Source organism: Alteromonas sp. ABH4_454, assembly GCF_056311775.1.
Map to the genome: position 1 here is coordinate 1,372,304 of NZ_CM149972.1, position 23,386 is coordinate 1,395,689.

General features: G+C 45.0%; 23 protein-coding genes. 8 read left to right on the forward strand and 15 right to left on the reverse strand.

Annotated features, from left to right (window positions below):
• Window positions 1–33: 33 nt before the first annotated feature.
• Entirely contained in the window at window positions 34–423 is a 390-nt protein-coding gene (locus ACYX4W_RS06095) for a GFA family protein (RefSeq protein WP_476074988.1), read from the reverse strand.
• 250 nt (window positions 424–673) lie between these two features.
• Here ACYX4W_RS06095 and ACYX4W_RS06100 point away from each other — a divergent pair, with 250 nt between their 5' ends.
• Window positions 674–1,642, forward strand: a complete 969-nt coding sequence (locus ACYX4W_RS06100; RefSeq protein WP_476074989.1) for an integron integrase — start codon at window positions 674–676, stop codon at window positions 1,640–1,642.
• Window positions 1,643–1,722: 80 nt separating this feature from the next.
• Here the strand turns inward: ACYX4W_RS06100 and fadA are convergent, their stop codons facing one another.
• Entirely contained in the window at window positions 1,723–2,886 is a 1,164-nt protein-coding gene (gene fadA / locus ACYX4W_RS06105; RefSeq protein WP_024015658.1) for an acetyl-CoA C-acyltransferase FadA, read from the reverse strand.
• 18 nt (window positions 2,887–2,904) lie between these two features.
• Window positions 2,905–5,055, reverse strand: a complete 2,151-nt coding sequence (fadB, locus tag ACYX4W_RS06110) for a fatty acid oxidation complex subunit alpha FadB (protein WP_476074990.1) — start codon at window positions 5,053–5,055, stop codon at window positions 2,905–2,907.
• Between the two features lie 495 nt (window positions 5,056–5,550).
• Here fadB and ACYX4W_RS06115 point away from each other — a divergent pair, with 495 nt between their 5' ends.
• The 3 genes from ACYX4W_RS06115 to ACYX4W_RS06125 all read left to right on the forward strand — a co-directional run bounded on the left by ACYX4W_RS06115 (window position 5,551) and on the right by ACYX4W_RS06125 (window position 10,136).
• Window positions 5,551–7,614 carry a transglycosylase SLT domain-containing protein gene (locus tag ACYX4W_RS06115; RefSeq protein WP_476074991.1) on the forward strand — a complete coding sequence of 688 codons (2,064 nt, stop codon included), beginning with the start codon at window positions 5,551–5,553 and terminating at the stop codon, window positions 7,612–7,614.
• Between the two features lie 177 nt (window positions 7,615–7,791).
• The gene (gene pepQ, locus ACYX4W_RS06120) at window positions 7,792–9,123 is read left to right on the forward strand and encodes a Xaa-Pro dipeptidase (protein ID WP_476074992.1); all 1,332 of its coding nucleotides are present in this window, start codon (window positions 7,792–7,794) and stop codon (window positions 9,121–9,123) included.
• Between the two features lie 296 nt (window positions 9,124–9,419).
• Complete coding sequence (locus ACYX4W_RS06125; protein WP_476074993.1) at window positions 9,420–10,136, forward strand: ZIP family metal transporter; 717 nt, start codon at window positions 9,420–9,422, stop codon at window positions 10,134–10,136.
• A 111-nt stretch (window positions 10,137–10,247) separates the two neighbouring features.
• Here the strand turns inward: ACYX4W_RS06125 and ispB are convergent, their stop codons facing one another.
• Window positions 10,248–11,222, reverse strand: a complete 975-nt coding sequence (gene ispB / locus ACYX4W_RS06130; protein WP_474808885.1) for an octaprenyl diphosphate synthase — start codon at window positions 11,220–11,222, stop codon at window positions 10,248–10,250.
• Between the two features lie 986 nt (window positions 11,223–12,208).
• Between ispB and rplU the strand changes: the two genes are divergently transcribed.
• From rplU to cgtA, 3 genes are all read left to right on the forward strand, one after another.
• Complete coding sequence (gene rplU / locus ACYX4W_RS06135; protein WP_012517169.1) at window positions 12,209–12,520, forward strand: 50S ribosomal protein L21; 312 nt, start codon at window positions 12,209–12,211, stop codon at window positions 12,518–12,520.
• Between the two features lie 15 nt (window positions 12,521–12,535).
• Entirely contained in the window at window positions 12,536–12,793 is a 258-nt protein-coding gene (gene rpmA, locus ACYX4W_RS06140; protein WP_012517170.1) for a 50S ribosomal protein L27, read from the forward strand.
• Between the two features lie 258 nt (window positions 12,794–13,051).
• Complete coding sequence (gene cgtA, locus ACYX4W_RS06145; protein ID WP_476074994.1) at window positions 13,052–14,230, forward strand: Obg family GTPase CgtA; 1,179 nt, start codon at window positions 13,052–13,054, stop codon at window positions 14,228–14,230.
• Between the two features lie 186 nt (window positions 14,231–14,416).
• On the opposite strand, the gene ACYX4W_RS06150 is transcribed toward cgtA, so the two are convergent.
• Window positions 14,417–14,782 carry a hypothetical protein gene (locus ACYX4W_RS06150; RefSeq protein ID WP_474808881.1) on the reverse strand — a complete coding sequence of 122 codons (366 nt, stop codon included), beginning with the start codon at window positions 14,780–14,782 and terminating at the stop codon, window positions 14,417–14,419.
• A 163-nt stretch (window positions 14,783–14,945) separates the two neighbouring features.
• On the opposite strand from ACYX4W_RS06150, the gene folA reads away from it, so the two are divergent.
• The gene (gene folA / locus ACYX4W_RS06155) at window positions 14,946–15,443 is read left to right on the forward strand and encodes a type 3 dihydrofolate reductase (RefSeq protein ID WP_476075447.1); all 498 of its coding nucleotides are present in this window, start codon (window positions 14,946–14,948) and stop codon (window positions 15,441–15,443) included.
• A 130-nt stretch (window positions 15,444–15,573) separates the two neighbouring features.
• Here folA and rpoS read toward each other — a convergent pair whose 3' ends face one another.
• From rpoS to ACYX4W_RS06205, 10 genes are all read right to left on the reverse strand, one after another.
• A complete protein-coding gene (gene rpoS / locus ACYX4W_RS06160) occupies window positions 15,574–16,566 on the reverse strand; it encodes an RNA polymerase sigma factor RpoS (protein ID WP_118490355.1) in 993 nt (330 codons plus the stop codon).
• 72 nt (window positions 16,567–16,638) lie between these two features.
• Window positions 16,639–17,508: a peptidoglycan DD-metalloendopeptidase family protein gene (locus ACYX4W_RS06165; RefSeq protein WP_476074995.1), complete on the reverse strand. Its 870-nt coding sequence runs from the start codon at window positions 17,506–17,508 to the stop codon at window positions 16,639–16,641.
• Window position 17,509: 1 nt separating this feature from the next.
• Window positions 17,510–18,088, reverse strand: a complete 579-nt coding sequence (locus ACYX4W_RS06170; protein WP_476074996.1) for a YqaA family protein — start codon at window positions 18,086–18,088, stop codon at window positions 17,510–17,512.
• Window positions 18,085–18,720, reverse strand: coding sequence for a protein-L-isoaspartate(D-aspartate) O-methyltransferase (locus tag ACYX4W_RS06175; RefSeq protein WP_014948160.1), 636 nt, complete (start codon window positions 18,718–18,720; stop codon window positions 18,085–18,087). The genes ACYX4W_RS06170 and ACYX4W_RS06175 overlap by 4 nt, the downstream gene beginning before the upstream one ends.
• Before the next feature lie 81 nt (window positions 18,721–18,801).
• A complete protein-coding gene (gene truD, locus ACYX4W_RS06180; RefSeq protein ID WP_476074997.1) occupies window positions 18,802–19,887 on the reverse strand; it encodes a tRNA pseudouridine(13) synthase TruD in 1,086 nt (361 codons plus the stop codon).
• Window positions 19,884–20,357: a 2-C-methyl-D-erythritol 2,4-cyclodiphosphate synthase gene (gene ispF / locus ACYX4W_RS06185; protein ID WP_476074998.1), complete on the reverse strand. Its 474-nt coding sequence runs from the start codon at window positions 20,355–20,357 to the stop codon at window positions 19,884–19,886. The genes truD and ispF overlap by 4 nt, the downstream gene beginning before the upstream one ends.
• Complete coding sequence (gene ispD / locus ACYX4W_RS06190) at window positions 20,357–21,115, reverse strand: 2-C-methyl-D-erythritol 4-phosphate cytidylyltransferase (RefSeq protein WP_476074999.1); 759 nt, start codon at window positions 21,113–21,115, stop codon at window positions 20,357–20,359. Before ispD ends, ispF begins: the two co-directional genes overlap by 1 nt.
• A 5-nt stretch (window positions 21,116–21,120) precedes the next feature.
• On the reverse strand, window positions 21,121–21,411 hold the full coding sequence (gene ftsB / locus ACYX4W_RS06195) for a cell division protein FtsB (RefSeq protein ID WP_179982290.1): 291 nt from the start codon (window positions 21,409–21,411) through the stop codon (window positions 21,121–21,123).
• A gap of 98 nt (window positions 21,412–21,509) precedes the next feature.
• On the reverse strand, window positions 21,510–21,641 hold the full coding sequence (locus ACYX4W_RS06200; protein ID WP_476075000.1) for a hypothetical protein: 132 nt from the start codon (window positions 21,639–21,641) through the stop codon (window positions 21,510–21,512).
• Between the two features lie 10 nt (window positions 21,642–21,651).
• A complete protein-coding gene (locus tag ACYX4W_RS06205; RefSeq protein ID WP_476075001.1) occupies window positions 21,652–23,226 on the reverse strand; it encodes a TIGR03545 family protein in 1,575 nt (524 codons plus the stop codon).
• Window positions 23,227–23,386 lie beyond the last annotated feature (160 nt).

Genomic DNA, 23,386 nt, shown 5'->3' on the forward strand with positions numbered 1-23,386 from the left:
TCCGCTTGCGTCTACAGCGGTTTGTTATACCGCCTACACCACACCTTGCTCAAAATTGGGTAATGTCGCTATTTGATTTACCCACTGAAGTTGTGACTCACAATAAATATTGATTGCTGGTTTAAGAGCCGGAGCGTTGTCTATTGAACCCAAATATAAAATCTTTAGGCCAGCAAGTTTAGGGTTTTGATTGTATATTGGCGTACCGCAATGTTCGCAGAAACTTTTGGATGCGTTTTCTGATACTTGCACTGTTTTTAATGCACCACTATTTAAAATAAAGCCTTCTTCTGCAACAACTACGTATGATGAAAATGCGCTACCATTCATTTTGCGGCAAAGATTACAGTGGCAATTAACGATAGCTCTGATCTCATCCGATGAACTAAATTGAACACTCTTACAGTTACAACTTCCTTCCATGAAACATCCTCTAAGATTAACTAGCGGTATAACAATTTAGTGTAAGGAAAAAATCCTTTATGCAAGGTGGATAATTTCCGTATATCACATTTATAGTTTTCTTACTTTCGCACGTAAATACCCTTTCATCAATAACCTACACTTAGTATCTGAAAATACTGCACTTAAGTACGGAATCTTTCCTTTTTATTTTACGGTCGCATCAAAAATCGTAATTCTGTATTTATTTACAGTAATTAAAATCAAAAAAATGAAATCAATGTTCATGCAAATGGTGATAGAGCATATGCACAACCGTCGCTATGCGAAACGTTCGATTGAACTCTATAGTAAATGGATAATTAGCTTTATTCGCTTCAACAACAATAGGCACCCATCTGAAATGGGAGACCAAGAAGTTGAAGTGTTTCTATCTCACCTAGTTAACACTAAAAACGTAGCTCCAGCTACTCAGGCTAGCGCGCTAAATGCACTGGCGTTCTTGTATCGCGATATATTAGAACGTCCACTTTCTTGCGAACTCAACTTTGTTTCAAGTCGTCGGCAAGCCAAGCTTCCAGTTGTATTAACGCAGGAAGAGGTCGTTTCTCTTTTCGAGCAAATCCCTGCCAACTTAAAATTGCCCATATCTTTACTATACGGAAGTGGGCTGCGACTAATGGAAGCGGTTAGACTACGAGTTAAAGATATTGATTTTGACTACAACGCTATTCGCATATGGGATGGGAAAGGCGGTAAGCATCGCATTGTAACCTTGGCTGCGGAACTAAAACCGGGTCTTACACGACAAATCGCTATGGTAGAAAGCTTCTTGGCGGCTGATTTAGAAAATCCTAAATACGCAGGCGTTTATCTACCTCACCGATTACGTTTGAAATACAAAAACGCGCCCAGAGAGTTAGGATGGCAGTATTTATTTCCCTCTTCTCGATTGTCTGTCGATCCTGAAAACAAAAAAGTGCGAAGGCATCATATTGATGAATCGAGTATACAAAAAGCAATTCGAAACACGGCTAAAGCCTGCGACATCAAGAAAAAAGTAACGCCTCATACGCTACGCCACTCTTTTGCAACCCATTTGTTGCAATCGGGTGCTGACATTAGAACGGTACAAACACAGTTAGGTCATTCAGACGTAAAGACGACGCAAATTTATACCCACGTGCTTCAGCAAGGTGCGCAGGGTGTGGTAAGTCCTTTATCTCGTGTTTTGAAGTAATCTTTAAAGTAATTACACCCAACAAAAAAGGGCCCGAAGGCCCTTTTCAAAATTTAGCTGTTAAACGCTAGTTAAAACGCTTATACACGCTCAAATACGGTAGCAATACCTTGGCCTAAACCAATACACATAGTCGCTAAGCCTAGGCTTACGTCTTGTGATTCCATTAGATTGATAAGCGTACCCGAGATACGTGAACCAGAACAACCTAGTGGGTGACCAAGTGCAATTGCACCACCGTTAAGGTTAATCTTAGTATCTAGGTGGTCCATCCAACCTAGTTGCTTAATGCAAGATAGTGCCTGTGCCGCGAACGCTTCGTTAAACTCAGCAAGTTCAATATCGTCCATAGTAAGGCCAGCACGCTTAAGGGCTTTCTGTGTTGCTGGAACTGGACCGTAGCCCATAATTGCTGCATCACAACCAGCCACAGCCATTGCGCGAATTTTCGCACGTGGCGTTAGGCCAAGCTCTTTCGCACGGTCTGCCGACATAAGCAGCATACCAGATGCTCCGTCAGACAGCGCAGAAGACGTACCCGCAGTAACGGTTCCGTTTACTGGGTCAAACACTGGGCGAAGCGCCGCCATGCTCTCAGCAGTGCTCTCTGGGCGTACTACTTCATCGTAGTCAATTAGCTTTAATACGCCGTTTGCATCGTGACCTTCAACAGGCACAATCTCGTTAGCCCAGCGGCCTTCAAGGTGTGCTTTGTGCGCTAGCTGGTGCGAGCGCGCGCCAAATGCATCTTGTTGCTCACGAGTAATACCGTTTTGACGGCCAAGTAGCTCGGCGGTCATACCCATCATACCCGACGCTTTCGCGGTGTACTTAGCAAGACCAGGGTGGAAGTCGATGTTGTAGTTCATCGGTACGTGACCCATGTGCTCAACACCACCAATCATGTAAATGTCACCACGACCGCTCATGATGCCGCTTGTTGCATCGTGAAGGGCTTGCATTGATGAACCGCATAAGCGGTTTACCGTTACCGCGCCAGTTGTGCGTGGGATTTGTGTGAGTAGTTGCGCGTTACGTGCAACGTTGAAGCCTTGTTCTTTAGTTTGCTGAACACAGCCCCAAATGATGTCTTCAATTTCCGCTGGGTTTACGCCAGGGTTACGCTCTAGTAGCGCGGTCATTAGTGCTGCAGATAAGTCTTCTGCACGCACATTTCTGAATACACCGTTTTTTGAACGACCCATAGGGGTACGTACGCAATCGATTACGACCACTTCTTTCATTAGTTTTTCCTCCGGGTCTTATGCGAAATAGGATTTACCAGAAGCGGCCATTTCACGAACGCCATCTGAAATCTGATAAATTGGACCAAGTTCAGCGTACTTATCTGCCATAGCAACAAAGTTCGCCAAGCCAATGGTTTCAATCCAACGGAAAATACCACCGCGGAATGGAGGGAAACCTAAGCCGTAAAGTAGCGCCATATCTGCTTCAGCTGCGCTATCTACAATGCCTTCTTCTAAGCAGCGAATTGCTTCGTTTGCCATAGGGATCATAAGGCGTGCAATAATGTCGTCAGCTTCAAAGTCTTTCTTGTCAGCTACGTGTGGTGCCATTAGAGCATATGCTTCTTCTGCAGGTGTCTTAGACGGCTTGCCGCGCTTATCAACACCATAGTTGTAGAAACCTTTACCGTTCTTCTGACCTAAACGCTCTTCTTTGTAGAAAAGAGTTACCGGGTCATTGTCCAGACGAGCCATACGCTCTGGAATGCCCGCTGCCATTACGTCTGCTGCGTGATCGCCAGTGTCGATACCTACAACGTCCATTAGGTATGCTGGGCCCATAGGCCAGCCGAAGATTTTTTCCATTACTTTATCAACTGCAACGAAGTCTGCGCCGTCGATAAGAAGCTTACTGAAGCCCGCAAAGTATGGGAACAATACGCGGTTTACCAAGAACCCTGGGCAGTCGTTAACCACAATGGGGGTTTTGCCCATTTTAAGGGTAGCGGCTACTACTGCATTGATGGTTTCTTCTGACGTTTTTTCGCCACGAATAATTTCAACAAGCGGCATGCGGTGCACTGGGTTGAAGAAGTGCATACCACAGAAGCGTTCTGGCTTGTCTAGGCTTTCAGCTAGCTGATTGATAGAGATAGTCGAGGTGTTTGAACAGATGATAGCGTCATCTGCTACATTGTCTTCTACTTCTTTAAGTACAATACCTTTTACCTTCGGGTTTTCTACTACCGCTTCAATAACAAGGTCTGCATCTTTAAGCGTGCTGTACTCTAGGGTAGGCGTGATAGCGTTAAGTGTTTGCGCCATTTTAGTCGCATCAACTTTACCGCGCTGCATACCTTTGCCAAGAATTTTCGCTGCTTCTGAAAGGCCAAGGTCTAGTGCACCTTGGTTAATGTCTTTCATAATTACCGGCGTGCCTTTCACTGCGCTTTGGTATGCAATACCGCCACCCATGATACCTGCACCTAGAACAGCGTTAAGCTTAGATTGCTTAGTCGCTGCTTTCGCCTGCTTTTTACCTTTGCCTTTAACTAGCTGGTCGGCAAGGAAAATACCAATTTGCGCTTTCGCTGCGTCGGTTTTCGCAAGGGCTACAAAGCCTTCGTTCTCAAGCTTAAGCGCACCTTCACGGTCTAGGCCCGCTGCTTTTTGAACAGTTTCAACCATTTTGTGAGGAGCTGGGTAATGTTTGCCAGCTTGTGCAAATACCATAGCTTGAGCAGTAGAGAAGCTCATCATAGCTTCGTTTTTGTTTAGCTGTAGTGGGGCTTTTTTAACCGCACGACGTGCTTGCCAATCAAATTTACCGTCAGCGGCATCTTTCACCATTGAAAGCGCGCCTTCAACTAGCGCCTCTGGTGCTACAACTGCATCAACTGCACCTTCAGCAAGGGCTTTCGCGCCTTTTCTGTCGCGGCCAGTGGTCATCCACTCTAGAGCATTGTCTGCACCAATAAGACGAGGTAGACGAACCGTACCACCAAAACCAGGCATAAGGCCTAGCTTAACTTCTGGCAAACCAATTGAAGCGGTGGTGTCGGCAATACGCATGTCACACGCCAATGCCATTTCACAGCCACCGCCAAGCGCGAAGCCATTAACAGCAGCAATGGTAGGGAAAGGTAGGTCTTCAAAGCGGTCGAATACTTGTGACGTATTGGCAACCCACTGTAGTACTTCGGCATCGTCCATAGCGAAAAGGCCAGTGAACTCGGTGATATCTGCACCTACAATAAATGCAGGTTTTGCACTGCGTACTACTAAGCCTTTAACATCGCCTTTAGCAAGTAGGGCTTGAGTTGCTTCATCAAGTTCGCTCACTGTTTGGCGGTCGAACTTGTTTACTGAACCTTCGGCGTCGAATACCAGCTCAGCAAAGCCGTCATCTAACAGGCTGACGGAAAGACTTTTGCCTGTGTATATCATTATCATCTCCTTCGGCATTGGCCAGGATGTTAGTGAAGTAATCCAACTAATTTGTAGGGTCGTATGCATTCACTAACGCGTTAGGGTGGCTAGATTCTTTACAAAGCCACACAAAATTTCAACAAAAAATCAAACAAGCGTTTCAATTTGTCTAAGGTAGTGGTCCGATGACTTAAATTCAAGTCTAAATATCGAATTCACACTTCATTTCGGTATTGGTGGTTGTATAATGAGCGTTATTGGCCCAAAGCGCCAATCCAGCAAAAGAATAATCTACAATCATGTCAACTATGTTTGTAAAGCATAGCTAACGACAGCTGGCACAACATCTTCTTTGGCATGGAGCCAGGCTGAAATTTTCCCTTTGTTTATAAAACAAATGTAGTGGGTCAGTCGTAATGCTGCTTTATCAGCAACATTTTACAATCAGCTCGATTAGGCAAAGTTGCCAGCGCTCATAAGCGTTCGAGTGTAGAGCAGGGTAGGAGTTCTATTGTGTCTGGTTTTAATTTTAGTTCGAGGTTAGGTCAGCGCTCGCTGACAAAAAACAATAAATTACTCGCCACGCTAGTGGGGGCGCTAGTTTGCTCGCTCTCTTCAGTTTTCTCTATCAGCGCATGGGCTGCACAGCCGTTAACGCTACCCAATGATATTTTCGAAAGCGATCGTGCCCGCTATTTAGAAGTAGAAAAGAAGCTACTTACTTACTCGAAACACCGCCTTCAACACCTTGATAACGACATTTATGAGTTAGCGCATTATCCACTTTATCCGTACCTGCTACGGCTTAAACTAGAGCGCACCATGTCAATCAAAACAAAGCGCGAAGTTAGTCAGTTTTTGGACGACTTTAACGGTCAGCCAGTAAGCTACGGGGTGCGCTACAAGTGGCTCAACTACTTAGCTAAAAAAGATTACCGCAGCACTTTTCTAGAAAATTATCGCCCCGGTATGGGCGCGCGGCTTACCTGTGTTGCGCTTAATTACCGTTTAAAAGAAGGTGAAAGCGAACAAGATATTCTCCGTGAAGTAGATGCGCTTTGGCTTCATGGTCAGTCCCAGCCTGACGAATGCGATCCGCTTTTTGCGAAATGGAAAAAAGCGGGCATGATGACACCAGACATGGTGATAAAACGCATTGAAATTGCGGCAAAAGAAGACAACCGAAGTATTATCTCTTACCTAAAACGCCAACTTCCCAGCGATAAGCAATACATTGCAGACGCATGGTTATCGGTAACCCGCGACACCAGCCGCGTTAATAAAACCGCGCTTTTCCCACTTAAAAATACTTCGCATGAAGCTGAGGTAATAGTGTGGGCAATAGAAAAACTAGCCTGGCGAAACCCTGATTTAGCAGGCAAGGTTTTTAACCGTTACAACGACAAAAACATCTTCTCACAAGCCCAGCAACACGTTATGCGAAGAGCAATAGCGCTTAGCTACACACTAGACCGCCTTCCCCAAGCCCATCAGTGGCTAGAGCTAGCTGATGTTAACGGCGCCAGTGATGATGTAAAGCTATGGCATGTTTCCTATTTATTGCGCATGAAGAATTGGCAGGAAGTGGTGAATGTTATTAAAAGCGCCCCCGCCAGCCTGCAGCAAGAAGAAAACTATCGCTATTGGAAGGCCCGTGCTTTAGAAGCGCTTGGTCAAACTATGCAGGCTACAGTGCTGTACAAAGAACTTGCGCAAGAACGCCATTATTATGGCTTTATGGCCAGTGCACATGTAGGCGAAATTCCATCGCTTGCGCATACGCCAGCGCCAAGAGACACGGCAGCTATAGCCAGTGTGGCTAAAACCCCCGCTACCATGCGCGCTGTAGAATTTTTCAGGTTAGACAGAACCACAGAAGCGCGTAGAGAGTGGTACTACTTGCTTTCCCATTTACCCAAATCAAAAGTAACCGATGCGGGCATACTCGCTTATGAGTGGGGGCTGTACGACCAAGCAATTACCAGCTTCGCAAGAAGCGGCTATTGGGACGATGTAGAACGCCGATTCCCGCTGGCTTTTAGCGATGTGTTTAGTGAAAAGTCACAGGCTTACAGTATTTCAAAATCGCTGGCTATGGCCATCGCACGCCGCGAAAGTTCGTTTCGAAGCGATGCTATTTCTCCTGTCGGGGCGGCAGGGCTGATGCAGTTAATGCCAGGAACAGCGCGTTATGTGGCAAAAGAGAAAGTCAGTCGCAACACACTTTTTCAGGTAGACAACAACGTTGGATACGGGGTGCAATACCTCCGGTATTTGATGGATAAACTAGACAATAACCCTGTGCTGGTTTCTGCCTCTTACAACGCGGGATGGCGTAAAGTGTTGGAATGGCTGCCTGCTGATGAAGCGCTTCCGGTCGATATCTGGATTGAGAATATCCCCTATAAAGAAACTCGCGCCTACGTAAAAGCGGTAATGGCGTACCAGCATATCTACGACCACCAGTTAGGTGGAAACGAGAATATCTTCCCTCAACTTACCCAAGATATGATCCCATCGGCTGACGCGGTAAGTACACACCCAGTAACAGGAACTCTTCAACTAGCGCCACGTTAGTAACGTGAGGGTGGGCGTACACAGGTACGCCTGGGTTTACCTTGCGTGGGGGCGAGCACTGGCGACTTAACGTAAACCACAGCGCAGTGGTCGGGGTCAGCATGCACGTCATGTTGGCCTCGTGATACACTAGTGGCTAATGTGTTCCATCTAACGACTAAAAAGATAAGAGGGGCTATGTCGCAACATCAAGCAACCTACCAACAGCATATCGAAGAGCTTCAGGCTCGTACTCGCGAAGCATTACAGCGAGAAGGACTTGACGGGCTAGTGATTCACTCGGGGCAGGGCAAGCGCCTTTTCTTAGACGATAATCACTACCCATTCAAGGTAAACCCGCAGTTCAAAGCATGGGTGCCAGTTATTGATAACCCTAACTGTTGGCTGGTGGTGAACGGTGTAGACAAGCCTACGCTTATTTTCTATCGTCCCGAAGACTTCTGGCATAAGGTGCCGCCAGAACCAAATGATTTCTGGACTGACAGCTTCGACATTAAATTGCTTCAACAGGCCGATGCAGTAGAGAAATTCCTGCCTTATGACAAAAGCCGTTTGGCTTATGTAGGCGAATACATTGAGGTGGCCAAAGCGCTGGGCTTTGATAACGTAAACCCAGACCGCGTGTTACATTATTTGCACTATCAACGTGCTTATAAAACCGATTACGAGCTAGACTGCATGCGCGAAGCTAACAAGTTAGCGGTAGCAGGGCATAAAGCGGCTGCGCAAGCCTTCCGTGAAGGAAAAAGCGAGTTTGATATTAACCTTGCTTATGCAACGGCAAGCCGACAAGGCGATAACGATGTGCCTTACACCAGCATTGTGGCACTTAACGAGCATGCTTCAATTCTTCACTATATGCAGTGCGATACAATAGCGCCAAAAGAATCCCGTTCGTTTTTGATTGATGCGGGTGCGAATTATCATGGCTATGCGGCAGATATTACGCGTACTTATGCTCAAGACGGTGTTCAAAATTCAGCAATGTTTCGCGACCTTATTCAGGCAGTAGACAAGGTAACCCTGACCTTGGTTGATTCGTTGAAACCTGGCGTAGCTTATACCGACATTCATTTGCTAGCCCATGACGGCATTGCACAAATTCTTCACGATACCGGCATGGTGAATTTAACGCCGCCAGAAATCGTAGAAATGGGGATTACGCGCACGTTCTTCCCACACGGCATTGGTCACTTCTTAGGCCTTCAGGTGCACGATGTTGGCGGTCTTGTAAACGACGATCGCGGTACGCCTAAGCCTGCTCCTGATGATCACCCGTTCTTGCGCTGCACGCGTATGGTTGAAGCCCGTCAGGTGTTTACTATTGAACCTGGCTTGTACTTCATTGAAAGCTTGCTTCGAGACCTAAAAGCGACGCCTGCGTCTAAATACATTAACTGGGATACTATTGATGCATACAAGCCGTTTGGCGGTATTCGTATTGAAGACAATATTATTGTGCATCGCGATAAGAACGAAAATATGACCCGAGATTTAGATTTAAATTAATCGGGCTTTTCTGAGCATAGCTAACGGCAACCTCAAACTATTTTCATGAATGCAAAGAGCAGCCTTAGGCTGCTCTTTTTTGTTACACGTTTAGAAAAAGGCTCTGAAATTTAAATTATTCTGGCAATTTGAAAGGGAACAGCCATTCCTGCATTCCCACGCTTCGCTATGAAGCTTGCGAGCGCCTTCTGAGTGGGCAATTATCTATGCGGATTGGAATTACTTGTAAACCAATGGTGCTGTGTGAAGTAATTAATAAATAAACATGTACTGACAAAAGCGAGAAAGGAGTCTTTATGTCACAAGGCGATATTGTAGGTTTACTGGTAATGGCAACGGTAGCAGGCCTTGCCATGCCCACGGGCGCTATTTTAGCGACTTACCAAGGTATTCAACCTAAGTGGCTGGAAAAAGAGTTACGCCACGGCATTTTAGCGCTTGGGGCAGGGGCGCTTATTTCGGCGGTAGGTCTTGTGCTTGTGCCCGAAGGGATAAAAGACGTATCGGTATTTGCTGCCATATTGTGTTTTATTGGTGGCGCCTTAGCTTTTATGGCCCTTGATATTTATTTAGCGAAAAAGAAAACCGCAGGCAGCCAGTTAGCCGCTATGCTGAGTGACTTTGTGCCAGAGTCTATCGCCCTTGGTACCACAGCAGCTTTAGGCGGAGGTACCATGCTATTAGGCCTATTGATTGCGGTTCAAAATTTACCTGAAGGGTTTAACGCCTACAGAGAGATGTTGCCCAAAAACAAACAGCGCAGCAATAAACTCATTGTTATCTTTGTTCTGATGGCGTTACTCGGGCCGTTATTCAGTTTGCTAGGCTTTTACTACTTAGCCCAGTTCCCAGTGGTCATGAGTGGGATTATGCTGTTTGCTGCAGGTGGTATTCTTTATTCAGTGTTCCAGGATATAGCACCGCAAATCCGTATGGAAAACCATTGGCTACCACCCCTAGGCGGTATTCTTGGCTTCTTAGTAGGCCTTGTAGGTTTTATGCTTGAAGGTTAGCGTTTCAATAAGTAGTTAGTTTTAGTAATTGGTTAACGCCAATAAAAAAGGCGTGTTGCTTACAACACGCCTACTCATATCACTTATCGACAATTGTTTATTTATCGCTAGTTAGCTCGTACGCTCAATTGAAATGTGCGCCAGCGCAATGAGCGCTTCTTTGTATTCAGAATCTTCGACAGCGTTTAGACTATCAATGGCCATTTGCACTTCTTTTTGGGCACATTCTCGTGTGTAGTCCAAAGCGCCGGTTTCTTCCATAATACCTTGAATACGGTTTAAATGTGGCAGGCCATTGCTTTGCTCAATGGCTTCTTGAATAAGTGCTTTATCGTCGTCATTCTTAGCGTGCCACATAGCGTAAAGTAACGGCAGGGTAGGCTTACCCTCGGCTAAGTCGTCGCCAGCATTTTTACCCATTTCTTCGCTGTCAGCCATGTAATCCAGAATATCATCAGCAAGCTGAAAGGCTGTGCCTAAGTGTTTACCGTATTCTTGCATAGCATGCTCAATGTGCTCGTCTTGATCAGTTAAAACAGCCGCTAACTGTGTTGCTGCTTCAAACAGACGGGCCGTTTTACCATAAATAACATCAAAGTAGCGTGCTTCTGTAGTGCTGGCATCGTTACAATTCATCAACTGCAACACTTCGCCTTCTGCTATTTGGTTCGTGGCTTCCGACAATATTTCCATAACGCGCATGCGCTTAAGGCTAACCATCATTTGGAAAGAGCGGGTGTAAAGAAAGTCACCTACTAATACCGAGGCCTGATTACCAAAGATAGCATTCGCAGTCTCCCGACCTCTGCGCATGGTCGACTCGTCAACTACATCGTCGTGCAACAGTGTCGCGGTATGAATGAATTCTACAATGGCTGCAAGGGTATGATGGTCGTTATTACCTATGCCCATTGCCCGTGCACTTAACACGGTAAGTAAGGGGCGTAAGCGTTTGCCGCCACTGTTTACAATATAAAAGCCAAGCTGATTAATTAGGGCAACATCAGAATCGACTTGTTGTTGAATCAGCTGGTTAACCGCCTGCATATCATCATTAGACAGGGCGCGGATTTGATCTATATCCATAGGCATGGCAATAAATACTTACTCTTACGTCTTGGGCAATGGTTGCTGGCGATTGTACCTTAATCATCTGTACTATCCACCAAATTGTCTTAAAAAATGACGGCTTAACGTATTTACGTGTAATTTCTTAATTACGCTTAAACTCGTTTTAGAAATTGCACAAAAGCATTTTTCATCAGAGATTCGAAACTCTTTTAAACATTGTTTTTTCAATAGTGTTCAATTTGCGTTATTCGCTTACTTGAGCTTTGCCCATTAATACTTCCGTATGCAATTAATTGTAATTATAGGCACTCTTAATTGTTTTTCCTTTCAAAGGGCGATTTTTTTACTTTTTACGTGCAGATAGTAATGCGCATTACTAGCTACTAAAGCTAGCTATTTAGCCAAGCAACTAGAGCGGACGACCAGTTACAGAAATTCACGGATCCCACATCAAGCCGATAAGGGAACGTGACGATCTAACTTTGCGATCCAATAGACAATCGAAAAGCCAAACTACAAAAGTAGTACTAGGACTAGATAGTAAATAGGAGCGCAGCTTATCTGGTAAGAAACGCTCTTTTATCCTTTTACCGATAGTGCCGAACTATTCAGGATCTCACTTGGGCGATCGCAAATGCCTCTATTAGATCGCTTATTGCTTTTTGCCTGATCGCTAGCGCTGCAAGTCAAACCGCCAGCGGCCTTTATGAGTTCGCTGTCGTCTTGTTCGCACTTTTTGTCAATATTCTTTGGAAATAGCCCAAGTTTTTATAGTTGGCGATCCTACTTTTCTGCTGATTTATCGAAATTATTTTTGAAATTTTAATAGTTTCTGAGCATTTGAAGCTGCATCAAATAAGCAATTGAGGCATAATTCGCCCCATGTTGGAAAAATAATCATTTTTTCTGCGAATCGGGCTTGTGATTTACGGATGTTTCACGTACAATTCGCGCCCTGTTTTTTGAATTGAAGCGTCAGTGGACGCAGAGCGGAGTTAACTATGTACGCGGTTTTCCAAAGTGGCGGTAAACAACACCGTGTGGCCGAAGGCCAAACCGTTCGTCTTGAAAAAATCGAAGTAGCCCCAGGCGAAACGGTTGAATTTGACAAAGTTTTAATGGTAAGCAACGGTGACGACGTAAAAATCGGCACACCAATCGTTGCTGGTGGTAAGGTGACTGCTGAGGTTGTTACACACGGTCGTGGCGATAAAGTAAAAATCGTTAAGTTCCGTCGTCGTAAGCACTCTCGTAAGCAAGCGGGTCACCGTCAGTGGTTCACAGAAGTGAAAATCACTGGTATCAACGCATAATAGGAGCACGAACACATGGCACACAAAAAAGCTGGTGGTAGTACCAAAAACGGTCGTGATTCAGAAAGTAAACGCCTAGGTGTTAAGCGCTTTGGTGGTGAATCTGTTCTTGCTGGTAACATCATTGTTCGTCAACGTGGTACTCGTTTCCACGCTGGTGACAACATGGGTATCGGCAAAGACCACACGTTGTTTGCACTAAAAGACGGTAAAGTTCAGTTCGACGTTAAAGGACCGAAGAACCGTAAATTTGTAAGCATCGTAGCTGAGTAAGCGCGAAAGCTTCTCGCCGAACAGGCTTAGAAAAACCCCGCGCTTGCGGGGTTTTTTGTTTTGTGAAACCTTTCTTTCTTTTTCTGTTCTTATTTTACAGCGTTTAAATTCTAGAACGAATTAACGCTAGGCAAGGTTTTACTTCTCGTTTTTTAGAATGCTGAGTAGACTCAAAAGCGCCGACGCGCAATTTGGTGTAAACTTAGTATTCGCATTAAAAAAGTTAATAACCCACGGCATAACAGCCCGGAGTGATAAATGAAATTTGTAGATGAAGCTGAAATTCGCGTTGAAGCCGGTGACGGTGGCAACGGTACCATTGGCTTTAGAAGGGAAAAATACGTACCTAAAGGTGGCCCAGACGGTGGCGACGGTGGTGACGGCGGCAGTGTATACTTACAAGCCGATGAAAACCTAAATACATTGATCGATTATCGCTTCGAACGTTTTCATCGCGCTGAACGCGGTCAAAACGGCCAAGGTAGTAATTGTATCGGTAAGAAAGGTCAAGATCTTACCGTTATGGTGCCCGTGGGTACACGCGCCACTGATAGCGATACTGGTGAAGTATTGGGTGACTTAACTCGTCATGGCCAAAAGCTTAAAGTGGCACAAGGTGGTTTTCACGGTTTAGGTAATGCTCGCTTTAAAAGCAGTACTAACCGCGCACCACGTCAAAAAACCAATGGTACGCCAGGTGAAATTCGCAACCTTAAGCTAGAGCTTATGCTTCTAGCCGATGTTGGCTTACTCGGTATGCCTAACGCGGGTAAATCAACTTTTATCCGTTCTGTATCGGCAGCTAAACCTAAAGTGGCTGACTACCCGTTTACTACGCTAGTGCCTAACTTAGGTGTGGTTCGCCAAGACTCACAGCGTAGCTTCGTTGTCGCTGATATTCCTGGTTTGATTGAAGGTGCAGCCGATGGGGCAGGTTTAGGTATACGCTTCTTAAAGCACTTAGAGCGTTGTCGTATCTTGCTTCACGTGGTAGATATTTTCCCTGTTGATGAAACCGATCCTGCCGAACATGCAAAAGCGATCATTGAAGAGCTTGAAAAATACAGCCCTAAATTGGCAGAAAAGCCCCGTTGGTTGGTATTTAATAAAGTCGATTTGCTGCTTGAAGAAGAAGCTGAAGAGCGCTGTCAGCATGTTATTGACGCATTAGAATGGGAAGGCCCAGTTTACCAAATCTCTGCGTTCCAAAAGATGAATCTAGATCCTTTGTGTAATGACATTATGGACTTCATCGAGACCCTTCCAGCAGAACTGGAAGAAGAAGAAGAGAAGAAAGAAGTGGAGTTCAAGTGGGACACCTACCACAAGAATACGCTTGAAGCTCATGATGAATTCGAAGGCGACTTGGGTGACGATCTCGATGATGACGACTGGGACGAAGACGACTACGACGTGGAAGTTGAGTATCGTCGCTGAGAAACAGTCGTTGAGAAACAGTCGTTGAGAAACAGTCGCTGACTAACAGCCATTCAGAAGCACTGGTCGAAGATAGCTTCTGTGAGTTAGTGATTTAAGCAGTCACTAGCAATCAACTCACAAAACATTAAGCTCGTACATTTGCCAAAGCAAAGTGCGAGCTTTTTTGTAAGGTGAACACCATTTCTACACCGCAAATCGTAGCGGTATTTCGTTGTTTACAATATTGTTAGAAGCTTCTATTACTGTGTGGGCTCTGTCTACTATGGCATTTCTGTGATGGGTAAGTCTTAAATGAAAATAAATATCTTCAAGTAAACTGGTCAAACTCATAATTTTAGTCGTCATAGCGCTGTTTTCGCCACCATCAACTTCAAGCAATATGACGGCGATATCAAATGCACAACCAAGATAGGGAATCGCTTCACTTAACTGGCCACTTTGCATAAGCATAGTGCCCTGCATTTCGTCTCGTGCCATTACGTGTAGGGCTTGCTCTGGATTGTTGTAAACCCAGTCTGCATGTTTAGGGCATAAATAATTTATAAGCATGGTAGCCACCTCCTAACTCTACACTAAATTACTTTTACAATGCATGCAAATGATAATTATTACTATTTGCTTTAGTGGGGTGGCGCATTTCCCATCTGATGTTGATATACTTTGCCTTGAAGAATTAGAACTTAGCCTGAAGGTGTAAAAAATGAAAATAGCGATGATTGCTGCTATGGCAAAAGACAGAATTATTGGCGCAGACAATGATATGCCTTGGCATTTACCCGCTGACTTGAAGCATTTTAAAGCTATAACCTTAGGCAAGGCAGTTATCATGGGGCGAAAAACTTACGAGTCAATTGGCAAAGCACTTCCTGGTAGGCCAAATATCGTCATTACCACTAATGCTGACTATAGCTTATCTGACGCTACCGTGGTCGACTCGCCGGAATCAGCATTTGAGGTCGCAAAAGCGCTAAGTAACAGTAATGGACAGAATGACGAAGTAATGATTATTGGTGGCGGTACTATCTACCAGTCATTTTTAGATAGAGCGGATACCTTGTACCTTACACATATTGATCTTTCAGTAGAGGGAGACACCCAGTTTCCAGATTATGAGGCAGCAGCAAGTTGGACTGAAGTATCGCGAGAAGCACATAGGGCCGATGAAAAGAATGCGCATGATTATACTTTTGTGACGCTTGAAAGGAACTAATATAGCCAGAACGAGAAGAAGCTTGCTAGGTTACTTTGAATTTAAAATAAAAAAATGCCAGTGTTGAAACGCTCGTTTAAGAGCGTCACAACACTGGCATTTTAGCATTACTCTGCAATATGAGTAGTAGCTACTTCATTTGGTCGAACAAGTTCTCTAATGAAAGACCTTGATGACCCAGCATATCGCGAAGACGGCGAAGTGCTTCTACTTGAATTTGACGAACACGTTCACGTGTTAAGCCAATTTCTGCACCAACATCTTCAAGGGTTGAAGGCTCATATCCCATAAGGCCAAAACGGCGAGCGAGTACCTCGCGCTGCTTAGGATTTAGCTCTTCAAGCCAAGTTACGATATTACTCTTGATATCAGAGTCTTGTAAGCTCTCTTCAGGGCTAAACTCTTTCTCATCAGCAATAATATCAAGCAGTGCTTTGTCATTTTCTCCGCCAATAGGTGTATCGACAGAGGTAATGCGTTCATTCAAACGAAGCATCTTTGTTACATCTTCCACTGGCTTATCAAGCGCCGCCGCAATTTCTTCTGCTGTTGGCTCATGATCAAGCTTTTGTGAAAGTTCACGAGAAGCACGTAAATAAACGTTTAGTTCTTTTACTACGTGGATTGGCAAACGAATAGTACGCGTTTGATTCATAATAGCGCGTTCGATAGTTTGGCGAATCCACCAGGTTGCATACGTTGAAAAGCGGAATCCGCGTTCAGGATCAAACTTTTCTACGGCACGGATTAGACCCAAGTTACCTTCTTCAATTAAATCAAGGAGTGCTAATCCACGGTTGTTATAACGGCGAGCAATCTTTACAACAAGACGAAGGTTGCTAACAATCATACGTTTGCGAGAGGCTTCGCAGCCTTTCAGTGAGCGGCGCGCAAAATAAACTTCTTCTTCTGCGGTTAGCAGTGGTGAAAAACCAATCTCGCCTAGATAAAGCTGTGTGGCATCTAGGTTTTTAGGTTGGTCATCCTGACTGAAAATGGCATCGTCATTTTCTAGTTCAGCGTCGTTGGTTAAGGTTTCGTCAGCTTTCATATCAGCTGGCATATCGATGACATCTAAGTCATCTTGAGGTTTTGATTCCAAGGCTTTATTTGACTTACCCATCATGAATCTCCTGCTACAAGGTTTACCTTATGACGTTTCTCCTTTGTCTTTTATTATTATTATTTATTTTTATTATTTTAATGTTGGCAGGTATTTCATCGGGTCTAATGATTTCCCTCTATACCTAACTTCAAAGTGAAGTTTTACCGAATTTGTTCCGCTATCACCCATGGTTGCAATCTGCTGCCCCGCTGACACCCATTCTCGTTCTTTAACTAAAATAGTGTCGTTGTAGGCGTAAGCACTTAAGAAAGTATCGGTGTGTTTGATAATAACTAACTTACCGTAACCTCTTAAGGCACTCCCTGAGTAAACAACTTTTCCATCTGCTGCTGCGACGACTTTACTGCCTTTGGCACCAGCGATATCAATTCCTTTGTTGCCTGACTCTGACTTACTGAAGGTACCAACTAGCTTACCTTCTGCAGGCCAAACCCACTTTTGTACTTTGCTTGGGAAGCTCGTTGGCGTTTGTTTTTTGACGCTTTGTGACGGCTTCTTGACAGTCGTAACTTTTTGTGGCTTAACAACTTTTTCACTTTCACGATACGCTGGTGGCGATGGGCGGTCAACCAAACTTTTGTCTACATTTGAGGTGGTCGGAGTTGTTGACCGTTTGGTCTTTACCTTAGGTTTTACGGGGGCTACAGCTACATTTGAGGGTGGTGTAACCTTTAAAATTTGACCTGGGAAAATGGTGTAAGGGGCTGATAACTGGTTGTATTTTGCTAAATCGCGATAGTCGTTTCCGGTGTACCAAGCTACTGCGTAAAGTGTATCGCCTCGTTGTACTTTATAGGTATTTTTTGTGTATTCCTCGGTTCCATCTGAAACTTGGCTATTTAATAAAACAACAGGAGCTGGCGCAGTTCTTCCTGCACAACCCCCGATAAGCACACAAAAATATAACAAAAAAACTATATAAAAAAGAGGCTTATGCATATCACCGCAACAGTAAATAAGCGAGAACGGCAAGAATAACGACTGACCATCCAAGCACTTCTACATACTGTCTTAGCTTTTGCTCCATTGCAGCTCCTCCCCAGCGCATAAGCGCCGCAACTAAGAAAAATCGCGCGCCGCGCCCAATGGCGGATGCAAGCACAAAGGGAAGAAAAGCCATCTGTAAAAAACCGGCACTAACGGTGAAGATCTTATAAGGAATGGGCGAGAAACCCGCTAAGAAGACTACCCATACACCATAATCTTTAAACCACTGCATTGCAGTTTCAATTTTATGGGTATACCCCCAGCTTTCTATAAGCGGAGCTAGCCAAGCATCAAACGCGAAGTAACCAAGCCAGTAGCCAGCAATACCACCCAAAATAGAGGCAATGGTAGTAATTAGAGCAAACTGCCATGCCTTATTAGGCTGCGACAAGGCCATTGGTGCAAGCATCACGTCAGGGGGAATGGGGAAGAAAACTGACTCTGAGAAGCTTAACCCACCTAAATATTTAGTTGCGTGGCGATGCCTCGCCCAGCGTAACGCCATGTCATAACACGGCTCAAAAAGCTTCACATTAGCTCTCCTGCTACAAGAGGGACAAATCGAACCGATTCAATGGTCGACGTTTTTAGTTCCCCTTCAATCCTATCAATACACAGCAACGATTGTTGTTCGTTACCCACGGGAATTATAAGTCGCCCACCTTCTTTTAGCTGATCGCACAAGTCTTGCGGAAGGCTAGCAGCGGCAGCGGTAACAATAATGGCATCGTATGGGCCTTTTGACGCCCAGCCTTTCCAACCATCGCCGTGTTTCATTGCAATATTGTGAAGGTCGAGCTGATTCATTCGACGCTTCGCTTGAAACTGCAATGATTTAATACGCTCTACACTAAAAACTTTAGCAAATAGCTGTGCAAGAATAGCTGTTTGATAACCTGAGCCTGTGCCTATCTCCAGCACTTTTTCAGGTTTGTTGGGGCTATCAAGCAATAGCTCTGTCATTTTCGCAACGATATAAGGCTGCGAAATTGTCTGGCCTTGGCCTATCGGCAATGCCGTATTTTGATAAGCCTTATGTTTTAGCGCGTCGGGCAAAAAGCTCTCCCGCGGCGTACCAGCAATGGCGTTTAATACTGCTTGCGAACGTATTCCCTCGTTATAAAGCAGTTGTGCTAACGCGTCTCCTTTTCTAGAAGCTCTCATGATGTTGCGTACTTTCCTTTATTTTTATTCACAGCTACGCGAGGTTAAATCTGTTGCGCGCCACACTTTTATCAATACTTTTTAAACCCGGTTAATGGGGGATAAGGTCTCCACGCACTCTCTAAGGACCGAGGTTGCAAAGCAGCCGCTTGGAAGCGCAAACGAGATAGTAAATGTATCACCCTTACTCTGCCATTCAAGCTGCGAAGGCCAAATTTTTATCGCTCGGCGCTCTTGCTCAAACCCGCATTGACTTAAAAAGTCGATAATTTCGCTATTTTGCGCAGCAACGGACTGCTCTAATGATAGGGCTTCAGCTTGCGTAACAAGTGCTCCCTTACCCCAAAGCGGCGCTGAAGGGCACACGTCCCTTGCAGTAAAACGGCGCTGTGCATCTTGTTGCTGTTCTGAGCCTTCAGCACCTTCGTTGATGAAAAAGCTATTAGACCCGGAAAGCACCAGTGCATCGCCATGGTTTACTTTATCAAATGTGCCTTTTTCAAGGCGCGTAGAAAGCATTTCATTGAACAGCCAGCTGCGCAGAGCTGAAAGCGCCATAGAGCGTTTGTTACGATGCCTAATGGTTTCGCCATTGACCATGCGTTCGGCCATTACCAGGTTTCCGCCACGCTGCACTTCACCCATATCATTTAAGCGCATTACCCCAAAGCGTTGCTCGCCGTAGTAATTAGGTACCCCGTGTGCTGCTATTTCTTGCAAACGCTCTTCAATAGCTTCTGGGTGCAATACCTGACGCAAGGTAATAGTAAAGTGGTTGCCTTTAAGCTGACCCGTACGCAGCTTTTTGTTGTGACGCATTTGTTTAAGTACTTTAACGCCTTCCAGTTCGAAGTTGCTAAAATCGAAATCTGGTTTGCCTGGTGCGTGAATGCCAAACCATTGTTGTGTTACTGCGTATTTGTCTTTACGTCCAGCATATGTAATTTGACGTAGTGGCAGGTTAACGAAGCGCGCCAGTTGCTCAGCAACAAATGCGGTATTTGTGTTGGTTTTTTCAATAAACACAAACTGGTGCTCGCCTTCTCCACAGGGGGTATAGCCCAAATCCTCGACAACTTGAAAGTCGTCGGCTTGGAATTTAAATATGCCAGTAGATACAGGCTTTGTGAAATAGTACTGCCAGTGATCAGTGTTTAAAGGCTTCATAGTTTTTCCAATAGCACGACAGCGTGAGAGGCAATGCCTTCTTTGCGGCCGGTGTAACCGAGTTTTTCCGTCGTCGTAGCTTTTACATTAATGTCGTCAAGCGCGACGTTGCAGTCTTCGGCTATAACCTCGCGCATAGCAGAAATATGCGGTGCCATTTTAGGTGCTTGCGCCACAATGGTCATATCAGCATTACTTAGCTTGTAGCCTTTTTCTTTTACTACATTCACAACGTGACGTAACAGTACGCGACTGTCTGCACCTGCATAGGCATCGTCTGTATCCGGGAAATGTTTGCCGATATCACCAAGTGCTGCTGCACCTAGCATTGCATCGCAAAGTGCGTGAAGCAATACGTCGCCATCAGAATGTGCCACTAGGCCTTGTTCGTAGTCGATGCGCACGCCACCTATGGTGATGGGACCTTCGCCGCCAAATTTGTGTACATCGAAACCGTGTCCTATTCGCATTATAAGTTTGCCTTTTGATCTTGTGCGCTATGGCTTTTTAGGTTGTCGCCTTGCGCGCTAAATTTTTGCTTAAGATAGAATTCTGCCAAAGGAAGGTCGGCTGGGTGAGTTATTTTTATATTTGCTGGGCTTCCATTAACCATAGCTACCTTGTAGCCAGCAAGTTCCATAGCCGACGCCTCGTCAGTAATCGCTGCGCCTTTTGCTAAACCTTCCTGAAGGGCCTGCTTTAAAAGTGTTGCGGGAAAGAACTGTGGCGTTAGCGCGTGCCACAGGCCGTCTCTGTCTTCGGTGTGAGAAATGACATTGGTGTCGGTATTCGTATCAAGCGCAACTCGCTTCATGGTATCTCTAACAGGCGTTGCCAGAATACCGCCGGCAACCGACTTATTGTCTATTAAGGCGATAAGCGCCGAAATATCACTCTTTTCAATACAGGGGCGGGCTGCATCATGTACTAGAGCCCAGTCATTATCGCCCAAAGACATGATGCCGCTAAGTACGCTGTCTGCCCGTTCTTTACCACCGTCTACCACATGAATTGGTTTATCCCGCAGTCCATAGGTATCGAAGTATGCATCGCCTGGGCTGATGGCCACCACAACCTCGTCAACTAATGGATGGGTTAACAAGGCGTCTATGGTATGTTCAAGAATGGTTTTACCGTTTAAGGTAAGGTACTGTTTGGGACGGTCGGCTTTCATGCGGCTGCCAACTCCTGCTGCGGGGATAACCGCAACAACGCGGGGCGATGTCATTTTATTCACTTAGCATCTGCGGGCAAAATACGGTAAAAGGTTTCTCCCTTTTTAATCAAACCGAGTTCATTTCGCGCTCTTTCTTCAATGGCTTCTAATCCAATTTTTAAATCGCTGATATCAGCTTTAAGTAACGCATTGCGCTGAGCAAGGTTCGCGTTTTGAAGGGCTTGTGTATGAACTTCTTGTTTTCGGTTGAAGTAATCGGGAATACTATTTTTTCCAAACCATAGTCTGTATTGCAATAGACCAAGAAGTACTATTAATACGATGGGAAGCCATTTACCTTGTAACACAGATTCACCTGACAGTATGGTTAAGCGGAAAAAAGCAGAGACGCTGTGCCTCTGCTGTATTGTATTATGCCGCGAACAAGCGCCGAGTCAAAGGTGCATTATTCGCCCTGACCAAATTTACCCTTCAATTTGTCAAAGAGTTTGCTTTTTTGCTGTTCAACAACGTTGTTAAGCTGAGCTTGAAGTAGTTCCTGAAGGGCTGCACTGTCGCCTTGGGCTGCGCTTAGCATACTGTTAACGTCAACGAGACTCATCAGACAGTAGTGATTGCTCGCTACTTATCATGCTATTGAGCTTATTGTTTAATTCATCAAGTTTGTCTTTCTGGCTGTCAGTTAGCTGGGAAAGCGCCGCCTTAGCTAACTTATTATCAAGGTCAGACTTGATATTAAAGCCAGGGTCCGAAAGGGTACCATCAAGCAGCATAGTCATGTTCAAGCTGGTTAGTGTTTGCAATGCCTGAGCGATAGCACTGGTAATATCACTGGTGCCCGTTGCTTCCATGACAAGCTGCTGTAGATCGACTTCGCCGGTACCGGTAAGCATGTTATCAGTGACTTTCATCGACCCGTTTGTTTTCATTAGCGCTGATTTAAGCACCGCATTAAGTGTTTCATTGCCGCTAAAAGAAATGTCAGACATATTCACGCCGGCTAGTTCCCATACCTGGCTAGCATCAACACCTTCACCATCAATCCAAAACTCACCGCTAGAAGTAAACGACTTTAATAACTCGCCAGCCGCTTCAATAGTGAAGGTGGTTGGGTTACCAAATACTTCGTGAACGTTAGTGATATTGTTCCATTTGCTAGTGATAGATTCGTTTTGCCATAGTACAGAGACATTAGCCTCTTTTACTAAAATTGAGGGTACGTCAGCAGGCGCTTCGCTTTTTTCTTCGCCCTGAATAAGCGGCATAACTATTTGCATTGCGGCCATTAAATACTCAGTGTATTCCGCTGCTTTATCGCCAAATACAAAATAGGTTACCTGAGAAAGGGCGGCCTGATCGCCAGCAATAACACCTTTAAGTAAAGTATAGTCTTCCTGAGGTGCTTTTTTGAGCGCTTCAACACTTTCACTTAAAGCTTGTTTTGCATCGCTAGCCTTTTCAGTGAAGTTGCTGATAAGCGCGCGGTCTGCCTGCATCTCTTCTTTCAGTTTATCGAATGCTGATTTGGCTTGAACCAACGCTTGAGGGTCTTTGTAATCCGTTTCTTTTAGCTGAGCGACCTGTGTTTTGTAGTACTCAATGCGTGATTTATCAGGCAAAGATTCATAGTCGTCTTTCAAACCTTTGCCATAGGTATCGTAAGCAGCCTTTGCATTTTCGATGGCTGCGGTCGTTTTTAGCGGGTTGCGTGCAAGTAGTTCATCAACCGTAGGTACGGCCTCTTTCGCTTTCGTTTTGATTTCATCAAACGAAAGTGAACGCTCAGGAACGCGATATACTTCACCTTCGGACTCACGCTCAGTATCAAACTGTACTTTAAGTAGGTTTAGGTTATTAACAATAACCTGATCATCAAGCAGTGGCTTTAACTCTACGTCGGCATTCGCTTCACCCACAAAAACTTGGTTGTGAGATGGCTTGGTTGGGTTGGTTAGCGCGATGCCTTTCAGCGTAACGGTAGTGGGGAAAAGAGAATGGTCGAACTCGTCAATGTTGACTTCTGCGCCGTATGACTCACCTAATTTTGACTCAAGAATAGATTTTATAATGGTGTTGGCGAACAAAAAGTACACCAAGAATAACAACACAAAAAAACCGGCAACCCATGTTAAAATAGGCTTCCCCTTAGAACCATTACTCATATTCAACTCCTTGATTTGATACGCGTCTAACGTTACAAGCGCTTAAGCCATTGCCAAATTGCGATAGCACAGCCGATTACCTAGAAGAAATCGGCACTCGGCCACTTAATGTGATTCTGAGTGTAATGCACTCGGGCCTTTTGTTCCACAGGCAGAGCTT